The sequence below is a fragment of the Stenotrophomonas sp. YJH_SMC_120 genome (assembly GCF_059368675.1).
Genome location: NZ_JCAFRY010000013.1, coordinates 103,469 through 113,620, shown reverse-complemented (window position 1 = coordinate 113,620; position 10,152 = coordinate 103,469). Strand labels below are relative to the sequence as shown.

Sequence of the window (10,152 nt, the reverse complement as noted above, 5' to 3'; positions counted from 1 at the left end):
TACGCTGGCCTGAAGGCCAAGGGCAAAGCGAGCAAGGTGGCGCTCGTGGCGGTCATGCGCAAAATGCTGGTGATCCTCAACGCCCGTAAGCGAGACGCCGAGGTGGCCCTCGGCTGCCCCTGACAAGACAGTTGCTACTGCCGTCTGCTGGCCTGGGCCAGTGCCGGGGTTTCCGTCAGCGGAACAGGGCGTTCAAGGCCGTGCCCGACGCCGCCTGCTGCAGCCCATCGAAGCGTCCGTCCTGCACGATCGGCTGGGTCGCCTGCATCAGCCCGCCCCACGCGGCACGGGCGAGTGCGCCGCCCAGACTCACCCGGCGAATGCCGAGCGCGGCAATGTCCTGCAGGCGCAGCGGTGTCGGTCCACCGACCAGCAGGTTCACCGGCTTCGACCCGGCAGCGGCGACCACCGCGCTGATCTGCTCGCGCGTGCTGATGCCAGGTGCATACAGCACGTCGGCACCGGCCTCTGCGTAGGCACGCAGGCGCTGCAGGGTGTCCTGCAGATCCGGCACGCCAACGAAGAAGTTCTCGGCGCGGCCGACCAGCAGCACGTCGCCACCCGCGCGGTCGATGGCTGCACGGGCAGCGCGCAGGCGCTCGACCGCCTGGTCTATCGGACGCAGCGGTGCATCGGCCACGCCGCTGGCATCCTCGATCGGCAATGCCGCAATGCCGGTGTCGATCGCCGCGGCCACCGCCTCCTGCACCGCCTGCGGCGTGGCGCCGAAGCCATCACCGAAGTCGGCATTCAACGGCAATGGGGTCGCTGCCGCCATCACGCGCAGATGCGCCAGCGTGGCCTGCAGCGAAACCGCTCCGTCCGGACGTCCTTCGCTCCAGGCGCAGCCGGCACTGGTGGTGGCCAGTGCCTGGAAGCCCTGCCGCTGCAGGTAGCGGGCACTGCCCACATCCCACGGGTTGGGCAGCACGAAGCAACCCTGCGCGTGCAGCTGGCGGAAGAACGCGCGCTTTTGCTGTGTGTCGGCATCGGGCGAGATCATGGAAGGGCTCCGGGCGGCAGACCTGCACCCTAGCCCGCCCAGCGGCCACGCTCAACGACAACGGGGCGCACCTGCATGAGGTGATGCCCCCTGCTTATTGGACGCTGTGGATGCGGGTGCCCGAGCGTGCTTGCCTGCCCACACGATGCCGCCACGGAGCCCTTCATGCACCCGGACCCGCAGACCCTCACCGACGCCGGCGATGATGACGCCCACTGGGCCGACCTGCTGTCGCCGGCGCGGCGCCGCCTGATCGCTTCGGCGGGTCTGGCCGCTGGCGGCCTGGCCAGTGCATCGACCGCCGCCGCAGCACCGCGCGGCAACGACGCGGTGAACACCACCGAGCCTGGCCGCCCCGGCTTCCGTGCCATCGTGCCGCCAGCACCAGAAGGGCGCAGCCCCTGGGGCCAGGCCACGGCCAGCGAACCGACCCCGCGCCCGGCCAGCGTGCGTCCCGGCGAGGCCACCCTGCCCGTGACCCCACGCGCCTACACCGACATCAAGAGCTATCACGCGCACATCTACTTCGACGAGGACAGCTTCGAGAAGGCTGCGCTGCTGCGGCGCTGGGCGGCCGAGCGCTTCCCGGTGGAGCTGGGCAACTGGAACCTGGAACCACGCGGGCCGCACGTCACCCCGTCGTTCTACTTCGGCTTCACCAACGACCTGCTGCCGGTGCTGGTGCCCTGGCTGCAGCTCAACAGCCTGGGCCTGACCATCCTGATCCACCCCAATACCGGTGATGGCCGCGCCGACCACCTGTATTACGCGTTGTGGGTAAACCGCGCGCAGCCGGTGAATGCCTACAACTGGCCGGCACCGAAGCCTGGAGAACGGGAACCGCTGGAAGAGGTGTTTCCGAATGTGGTGCCGACGGTGCCGCTGGAGACGTGAGCGGGGGCGTGGCGGGGGGCAGTAGGTGTGCGGCGCACCTTGGGCTACCCCTCGGTGGGTGCGTAGCGTGCTACGTACCGAACGTCCTTCATCCACGCATGGCGTGGATCTACCGACCGGAGGCCCATCATCCACCCGTGGCGTGGATCTACTGACCGGTAGCCTCATCCGCGCGTGGCGTGGATCTACCGCAGCACCGCCCATGGCAGCATCAGCCTGCCCATGCCTGCCGCCATCGTCGGCCTACGTGCAAGCATCCCCGCCCTGCGAGCCATTCAGCGCGCCTTGATCCAGGGCCCGCCATACGGCCACAAGCGCTCCGGCAGATTTCAAACGCTCGATTGAAACGCTGCAAACTTCGCCGAACTGGACAGCATCCGCCGGTTCCGCCAGACTGCCGCCCTTTCCCGTCTTCCGGATCCCATGGCGAAGCTGCTGGTCCTGCACGGCCCCAACCTCAACCTGCTCGGCACACGCGAGCCGGAGGTCTACGGCCACACCACGCTGGCCGACATCGACCAGGCCCTGGCCAGCCAGGCATCGGCCGCCGGACATGCGGTGGAGAGCCTGCAGTCCAATGCCGAGCACGTGCTGGTGGACCGCGTGCAGGCCGCACGCGACGACGGAACCGCTTTCATCCTGATCAACCCCGCCGCCTTCACCCACACCTCGGTTGCCCTGCGCGATGCGCTGGCCGCGGTGGCGGTGCCGTTCATCGAGATCCACCTGTCCAACCCGCATACCCGCGAACCGTTCCGCCAGCACAGCTACTTCAGTGACAAGGCGGTGGGCGTGGTGTGCGGCTTCGGTGCCGACAGCTACCGCTACGCGATGGACGCGGCGCTGCTGCGGGTATCCGCCACCTGATTGTCGACCCGGGCGCCCACGGCGCTCTCCTCACCTAGATAGAAACCAAAGAGGCCCTCATGGATCTGCGCAAAATCAAGAAGCTGATCGACCTGCTGGAAGAGTCGAACCTGGCTGAAATCGAAATCAAGGAAGGCGAAGAGTCGGTGCGCCTGTCGCGTGCCCCGGTGGCCGGCTATGCCGCCCCGGTCGCCGCCCCGGTGTACGCCGCTCCGGCCGCCCCGGCACCGCAGGCAATGCCGATGCAGTCGCCGACCGAAGCCTCCACCGGCGGTACCGCCAAGCCGGGCCCGGCACTGCCGGAAGGCCACGTGCTGCGCTCGCCGATGGTCGGCACCTTCTACGCGTCGTCCGCCCCGGACAAGCCGGCCTTCGTCACCGTTGGGCAGCAGGTCAAGGAAGGCGAGACCCTGGCCATCATCGAAGCAATGAAGATGTTCAACCCGATCGAAGCCGACACGTCCGGCACCATCGTCGCCATCCTCGGCGAGAACGGCCAGCCGGTGGAATTCGACCAGCCGCTGTTCGTGATCGGCTGAGGGGCACGCCATGCTCGACAAAGTCGTCATCGCCAACCGAGGGGAGATCGCGCTGCGCATCCTGCGCGCGTGCCACACCCTTGGCATCCGCACGGTGGCCGTGCATTCCACGGTCGACCGCAACCTCAAGCATGTGGCCATGGCCGACGAGTCGGTCTGCATCGGCCCGGCGCCGTCGCCGCAGAGCTACCTCAACATTCCGGCGCTGATTGCCGCCGCTGAAGTCACCGACGCGCAGGCGATCCATCCCGGTTACGGCTTCCTGTCGGAGAACGCCGACTTCGCCGAGCGCGTGGAAGAATCCGGCTTCATCTTCATCGGCCCCAAGGCTGACACCATCCGCATGATGGGCGACAAGGTCGAAGCCATCCGCGCGATGAAGTCGGCCGGCGTGCCGTGTGTGCCCGGTTCGGGCGGCCCGCTGGGCGATGACATCGTCGCCAACACCAAGATCGCCCGTGAGATCGGCTACCCGGTCATCATCAAGGCGGCCGGTGGCGGTGGCGGTCGCGGCATGCGCGTGGTGCATGCCGAGGCCTCGTTGAAGACCTCGATCGAAACCACCAAGAGCGAGGCCAAGGCCGCGTTCGGCAATGGCGAGGTCTACATGGAGAAGTTCCTGGAGAACCCGCGCCACGTGGAAATCCAGGTGCTGGCCGACGGCCAGGGCAACGCCATCCACCTGGGTGAGCGCGACTGCTCGATGCAGCGCCGCCACCAGAAGGTGGTGGAAGAAGCGCCGGCACCGGGCATCACCGCCGAACAGCGCGAGCAGATCGGCAAGGTCTGCACCGAAGCCTGCGTGCGCATCGGCTACCGCGGCGCCGGCACCTTCGAGTTCCTGTACGAAGACGGCCGCTTCTACTTCATCGAGATGAACACCCGCATCCAGGTGGAACATCCGGTCACCGAAATGGTCACCGGCATCGACCTGGTGGCCGAGCAGCTGAAGATCGCCGCCGGCCAGAAGCTGTCGATCAAGCAGAGCGACGTGGTGCTGACCGGCCACGCGATCGAGTGCCGCATCAACGCCGAAGACGCCGAGACCTTCGTGCCGAGCCCGGGCACCATCACCGGCTTCCATCCGCCGGGTGGCCCCGGCGTGCGCGTGGATACCCACATCTACAGTGGCTACCGCGTGCCGTCGAATTACGACTCGATGATCGGCAAGCTGATCGTGCACGGCCCGAACCGCGAAACTGCCATCGCCCGCATGCGGGTGGCGCTGAGCGAGATGGTGGTCGACGGCATCAAGACCAACATCGCCCTGCAGCAGCGGATCATGCGCGACAAGGGCTTCCAGGCCGGTGGCCAGAACATCCACTACCTGGAAAAGCGTCTTGCCGAGCGCAAGAACAAGCCGATCGCACTGACCTGATCGGCAGCAGGTACTGGACATGAAAAGGGCGGGGATATCCCCGCCCTTTTTCCATTGCCGCGGAGCCGGGCTCGGCTCTACGGCAGGTGCATCAGCGCTTGTCGGCAGCTTCGGCCGGGATCTGCGAATTCGCCAGCGGGCGTACACCATTGGGCGAGCTCGGGTCGACGATCACCATCGTCTCGGTGGACCCATCGGGCCACACCACCTGGAAGGTACTGCCTGCCGGCAACGAAGCGAACGGCATGCCGCTCTGCGCGCGATAGACCGCAGCGACCTGGCTGGCACCCACGCGGCGCACATCTTCCTGCGCCTTCACCGTGGTCAGTTCCACTTTCGACAGATGCCGGTAACGATCTTCATAGGTGTCGATCATCAACAGCCCGACCGCGCCGGCCGAATAGGCCACGAACAGCGCCACCCAGAACCAGAACTTGGCCCCATGCAGGAATCGACGGTAGTTCATTGCCCGCCCCTCTTTCCAACCAATCGCTTGATCCACTGCTTCATTTTCCCCGCACCTTGCCGCGAAACCGCAGCGTCATACACGAAATCCCGGAAATCCTGCGTCCCATCCTGCGAACAGATCCCTCCATTCGCGCAAAAACTGTTGACCAGCACGCTGTCGGCACCACACGGTAGACCGAGCTCGCAGGCCGCAACCCGCCACGCCAGTTCACTGAGCTGTTCACCCGCCACCAGGCCAGTGAGCGCCTGGTCGCCCGCCGCGCGCACGCCCATGCCCGGTGCAATGGCCATGAAGGCCTCCGGATCGCGCGATGTGCGCACCCGCTCGACCAGGTCACGGCGGTACTCGGGGCTGTCATTCAGCGGCTCGCCTTCGGCAAACAGCGATGCTTCCGCTGCGAGGTTGCCCTGCGTGGCCGCCTTGCGGCGCTCGGCCAGCACCAGCGCGGACCCCAGCTTGTCGCCCGGCACGAAGCCGCCACAGCGCTGCGCCACGCGCTCGCGCGCCTGCACCATCGCCGGTGCAGCGGTCAGGCCCAGCCCGGCCAGCACATTGTTGTCCAACCGATAACCGCCCGGATCGATGGCGTACTGCGCGCAGTAGTCGTAGACCCGGCTGAGCATCCAGCGCGCCTCGTGATTGCCGTCGTCTGCCTGCACGCGCAGGCGCTGCGCGTAGGCGTACAGATCGGTCGCATCCTCGATGTCCGCGCGCAGGTCCAGCGGCAGGCCCGAAGGCAGCGCGTTGCCGCGCTCGAACGCCGCCAGGCGACGAGCCAACGCTTCCGGCACGACCGGCAGGGGCGCCGCATCGTCCGCCGCAACCTGCGCCGTCGGCAGTTCGCCTGCGGTCACCGGTACCGACCCGGCATGGCCGCTGGCCCGATACCCGGCCACGCCCAGCACGGCCACCGCCGGCAGCACGAGCAACCAGGTTTTCAGGGTCGGAGCAAAGGCCATTGGCGGCAGTGAGCGTTCATGGCGCACAGGAAAGCACCAAGTTTAGCAAGGCCCGCCAGGCCTGTCTGAATCGGTTCCGTTCATCTCCGAGCGGCATCTCAGGCAATACGGAGACGCTCCGATGGTCTAGCATGGCCCCCTTTCCCGCGATTGCCCCCCACCGCCATGCCGTTCCTGGAACTGACCCTGCGTTGCACCGAAGCTACCCAGCCCCGCTATGAGAATGCGCTGGAGGATGTCGGCGCACTGGCCGTCACGCTGCTTGATGCCGAGGCCGATACCAGCAACGAACAGGCCATCCTCGAGCCGGGCGTGGGCGAGACCCCGCTATGGGACACCCTGGTGCTGAGCGCGCTGTTTCCCGCCGACAGCAACGCATTGCTGCTGCTGGCCGCGCTGGAGGCGTTCGACCCGGAACTGGACTGGAGCAGCGGCAGTTTCCGCGCGGTCGAGGACGAGGACTGGGAACGCGCCTGGCTGGACCAGTTCCAGCCGATGGCTTTCGGCAGCCGCACCTGGATCGTGCCGTGGAACCATGAACTGCCGGAGGCCGCACAGGCGGCCGACGCCGCCGTGGTGCGGCTGGACCCGGGCCTGGCGTTCGGCTCGGGCACCCACCCGACCACCGCGCTCTGCCTGCGCTGGCTGGACCAGCTGGCCGTGGATGGCCTGCTGCAGGGCCAGCGCGTGCTCGACTTCGGCTGCGGCTCCGGCATCCTTGCGCTTGCCGCGCTGAAGCTGGGCGCCGCTGAGGCCATCGGCGTGGACAACGATCCGCAGGCCCTGGTCGCCACCGCCGACAATGCCGAGCGCAACGGCGAACTGGCGCGCATGCACGTGTACCTGCCGCCGGACGAACCAGTCGCCACCTACCCGATCGTGGTCGCCAACATCCTCGCCTCGGCACTGGACGCGTTGGCCGAGCTGCTGGCCGCGCGCGTGGCTGCCGGCGGCCGCATCGCCCTGTCCGGCATCCTGCACGGCCAGGAAGGTGAACTGCTGCAGCGCTATGCCGAATGGTTCGACGACCTGCAGGCGACGCAGGATGGCGACTGGATGCGCATCACCGGCGTGCGCCGCGCCTGATCGTGGTTGAATGACTGCTGGACCCGAGCCCGCACCCTGAGCATGTCCGAGCCGAACCCACCGCGACGCCCTCTGGCAACCTTCCTGCGCACCGCCCCGGAAGGTTCGCCCGTGCCTGCGACCGATGCGCGCACGCAGGAACCAGAAGAACACGCGTCGCCTGCCATGCAGGTGCCAGCCGGGCCCGCCGAAGCGGCGCATGTGGCGGCGGAGATGCAGCACGACGATGCGCCTGTCATCGTTGATGACATTGCGGCCATCGCGTCGGCACCGGTTGCAGTGCCGGCGACGACGGCCGCCGTTGACGCGCCGAGTTTCCTTGGCAGTGCGCGCCCCCGCAGCCTGCCGGCACCGCGCTGGCACTGGCTGCTGGTTGCAGGGCTGGCGCTGCTGCTGGTGCTGCAGAGCGTGCTGGCCGACCGTGCGCGGCTGGCCGCCGACGCCGGCAACCGTGCTTGGCTGGGCACGCTCTGCGGCCTCCTGCGCTGCAGCCTGCCGGCCTGGCATGAACCGACCGCCTTCACCATGACCAGCCGCGAGATCCGGCCGCTGCCCGGGCAGGCCGGCGTGCTGCAAGTGCAGGCCAGCATCCGCAACGACGCACGCTGGGCACAGGCCTGGCCGGACCTGCGTCTGTCACTGTCCGACGCTGATGGCCGGGTGATCGGCAGCGGCGTGTTCACGCCTGCGCAGTACCTGGGCGAGAACCCCGGCGCCGCCCTGCTGGAACCGGGCCAGAGCGCGCGCGTCGCCTTCCGTGTGCAGGAGCCCGCCGCATCCACCGTCGCATTCACCTTCGACTTCCTCTGAACGTGAAAAGGCGACCGGCCGTGGCAGGCCGGGCACGCTCGCGCTAGACTGGCCGCCACCACCTCGTCCGGCCGCGCGCACCGCGCGCACGGGCCCACCGAATCGGGAACCCCCTTGAACGCTGTCCTCTCTCGTCCTGACAACAGTCGTGGCGCTCCCCGGCCACCGCTGCGTGAACATGTCGCCCAATCCGTGCGCCGTTACCTGCGTGACCTCGATGGCTGCGACGCGGACGATGTCTACGAGATCGTGCTGCGCGAGATGGAGATCCCGCTGTTCGTGGAAGTGCTCAACCACTGCGAAGGCAACCAGAGCCGCGCCGCCGCGATGCTGGGCATCCACCGTGCCACCCTGCGCAAGAAGCTGAAGGAATACGGCATCAGCGCGTAAGCGCGCGCGGGTAGTGCCGGCCGCTGGCCGGCAACCCCATGAACGATGGCAGGATGTTGCAGTTGCCGGCCAGCGGCCGGCACTACCAGTAGAACCGCGCCATGCGTGGATGGAAGCCGGCAGAATCAACCGCCGCCGCCCGCCTTCCAGTAATACCGCACCACGTGGAAGAACACCGGCGCGGCGAAGCACACCGAATCCAGCCGGTCGAGCATGCCGCCATGGCCCTCGATCATGTGGCCCCAGTCCTTGATGCCCCGGTCACGCTTGATCGCCGACATCACCAGGCCGCCCCAGAACCCCATCAGGTTGATCAGCAGCGACAGGCCGAACGCCTGCAGCGGCGTGAACGGGGTGATCCACCACAGCGCCGCGCCCAGTGCGCTGGCACTCAGCACGCCGCCGACGAAGCCCTCCACCGTCTTCGACGGCGACAGCTTCGGCGCGATCAGGTGCTTGCCCAACAACTTGCCCCAGATGTACTGCAGCACGTCCGAGGACTGCACCACGATCACCAGGAAAGCAAACAGCAGCACGTTGCGCGAGGGGTCATGGCCCGGCACGTGCAGGTTCAGCAGCAGCGGCACGTGCGAGATGCAGAACACGCAGATCATCAGCCCCCACTGCACCTTCGCCGTGCGCTCCAGGTAGTGCGTGGTATCGCCGCCGATGGTCGACAGGATCGGCAGGAACAGGAACGCGTAGACCGGAATCAGCAGCGTGTACATGCCGTACCAGTCGATCCACACCAGGTAGTACTGCCACGGCAGCACGATGTAGAACGCGGCCAGCAGCGCGTAGTAATCGCCTGAGCGGGTCGGCGCCAGGGTGATGAACTCGCGCAGTGCGAACAGCGAGATGATCGCGAACAGCACGATCACCCCGGCGCGGCCGAAGAACAGCGCCAGCCCGACCACGATCGCCATTACCCACCACGCGCGGATGCGCGACACCAGGTTGGCGATGACCGCGCTGGGCCTGCCGCGCTGGCGCCATCGCAGCGTTTCGGCCACCAGCGTGGCCAGTACCAGCACCGCACCGACGCCAGCGAACAGCAGGCCGGTCTGCTGGCCCACGCTCTGCGCTGCCAGGTCGCCGGACACATCGATCAGGAAACTCATGCGCGCCCCCCGTTCGGCGCCAGGTCCAGCAGCGCCTGCCGGCTGCGGGCCAGGAAGGCCGCCTTGTCCTCGTCGGCCTGCAGCCGCAGCGGCGCACCGAAGGTGGCCGTGCACAGCAGCGGCAGCGGCAGGAACCGGCCCTTGGGCATCACCCGCTTCAGGTTGTCGATCCACACCGGCACGAATTCCAGCTCCGGCCGTTGCCGTGCCAGGTGATAGATGCCGCTCTTGAACGGCAGCAGCGGCTCATCGCCCACGTTGCGGGTACCTTCCGGAAACAGGATCAGCGAGCAGTCTTCGTCCACCGCGTCACGCAGGGCCTGCAGCGGATCCTGCTGGCGATGGCCGGCCTCGCGCTCGACCAGCACGCCGTTGAACACCGCATCGATCAGGTAGCGACGCAGGCCGTCGCGCTGCCAGTATTCGGCCGCGGCAACTGGCCGCACCTGGCGCCGCAACGCAGGCGGCATCGACGACCAGATCAGCACGAAGTCGCCATGGCTGGCGTGGTTGCCGTAGTACACACGGCGCTCGCTGGACGGCGCGCAACCGATCCACAGCGCGCGGGCACCGGTCACTACATGGATCGCACCACTGCAGGCGCGGGCAATCAGTTCGGCGAACATTGGTCCCTCC

The 10,152-nt window shown here is 67.7% G+C and carries 12 protein-coding genes and 1 pseudogene; 8 read left to right on the top strand and 5 right to left on the bottom strand.

Translation table 11 applies throughout. The annotated features are described in order from the left end of the window. Positions 1-123, top strand: a pseudogene (locus tag AC5P60_RS15420) (IS110 family transposase); the annotation flags it as partial. A 52-nt stretch (positions 124-175) separates the two neighbouring features. On the opposite strand, the gene AC5P60_RS15415 reads toward AC5P60_RS15420, so the two are convergent. After that, a complete protein-coding gene (locus AC5P60_RS15415; protein WP_483693763.1) occupies positions 176-1,003 on the bottom strand; it encodes an isocitrate lyase/PEP mutase family protein in 828 nt (275 codons plus the stop codon). A gap of 165 nt (positions 1,004-1,168) precedes the next feature. On the opposite strand from AC5P60_RS15415, the gene AC5P60_RS15410 reads away from it, so the two are divergent. From AC5P60_RS15410 to accC, 4 genes are all read left to right on the top strand, one after another. Further along, the gene (locus AC5P60_RS15410; RefSeq protein WP_033834056.1) at positions 1,169-1,897 is read left to right on the top strand and encodes a DOPA 4,5-dioxygenase family protein; all 729 of its coding nucleotides are present in this window, start codon (positions 1,169-1,171) and stop codon (positions 1,895-1,897) included. Between the two features lie 423 nt (positions 1,898-2,320). Then, entirely contained in the window at positions 2,321-2,764 is a 444-nt protein-coding gene (gene aroQ, locus AC5P60_RS15405) for a type II 3-dehydroquinate dehydratase (RefSeq protein WP_005411251.1), read from the top strand. 59 nt (positions 2,765-2,823) lie between these two features. Then, entirely contained in the window at positions 2,824-3,303 is a 480-nt protein-coding gene (gene accB / locus AC5P60_RS15400) for an acetyl-CoA carboxylase biotin carboxyl carrier protein (RefSeq protein ID WP_005411252.1), read from the top strand. Between the two features lie 10 nt (positions 3,304-3,313). Next, positions 3,314-4,681: an acetyl-CoA carboxylase biotin carboxylase subunit gene (accC, locus tag AC5P60_RS15395; protein ID WP_495201770.1), complete on the top strand. Its 1,368-nt coding sequence runs from the start codon at positions 3,314-3,316 to the stop codon at positions 4,679-4,681. Positions 4,682-4,772: 91 nt separating this feature from the next. On the opposite strand, the gene AC5P60_RS15390 is transcribed toward accC, so the two are convergent. Beyond that, entirely contained in the window at positions 4,773-5,147 is a 375-nt protein-coding gene (locus AC5P60_RS15390) for a hypothetical protein (RefSeq protein WP_005411254.1), read from the bottom strand. Beyond that, positions 5,144-6,109 carry a hypothetical protein gene (locus AC5P60_RS15385; protein ID WP_032967023.1) on the bottom strand — a complete coding sequence of 322 codons (966 nt, stop codon included), beginning with the start codon at positions 6,107-6,109 and terminating at the stop codon, positions 5,144-5,146. Before AC5P60_RS15385 ends, AC5P60_RS15390 begins: the two co-directional genes overlap by 4 nt. A gap of 165 nt (positions 6,110-6,274) precedes the next feature. Between AC5P60_RS15385 and prmA the strand changes: the two genes are divergently transcribed. From prmA to fis, 3 genes are all read left to right on the top strand, one after another. Then, positions 6,275-7,195, top strand: a complete 921-nt coding sequence (prmA, locus tag AC5P60_RS15380; RefSeq protein WP_033834057.1) for a 50S ribosomal protein L11 methyltransferase — start codon at positions 6,275-6,277, stop codon at positions 7,193-7,195. A gap of 42 nt (positions 7,196-7,237) precedes the next feature. Continuing rightward, positions 7,238-8,005, top strand: coding sequence for a DUF3426 domain-containing protein (locus AC5P60_RS15375; RefSeq protein ID WP_033834058.1), 768 nt, complete (start codon positions 7,238-7,240; stop codon positions 8,003-8,005). Between the two features lie 114 nt (positions 8,006-8,119). After that, a complete protein-coding gene (gene fis / locus AC5P60_RS15370; protein WP_005419706.1) occupies positions 8,120-8,395 on the top strand; it encodes a DNA-binding transcriptional regulator Fis in 276 nt (91 codons plus the stop codon). 125 nt (positions 8,396-8,520) lie between these two features. On the opposite strand, the gene AC5P60_RS15365 is transcribed toward fis, so the two are convergent. Further along, on the bottom strand, positions 8,521-9,516 hold the full coding sequence (locus tag AC5P60_RS15365; protein ID WP_005414654.1) for a phosphatidate cytidylyltransferase: 996 nt from the start codon (positions 9,514-9,516) through the stop codon (positions 8,521-8,523). Continuing rightward, entirely contained in the window at positions 9,513-10,142 is a 630-nt protein-coding gene (locus AC5P60_RS15360) for a lysophospholipid acyltransferase family protein (RefSeq protein WP_033834059.1), read from the bottom strand. The genes AC5P60_RS15365 and AC5P60_RS15360 overlap by 4 nt, the downstream gene beginning before the upstream one ends. Between the last annotated feature and the right edge of the window lie 10 nt (positions 10,143-10,152).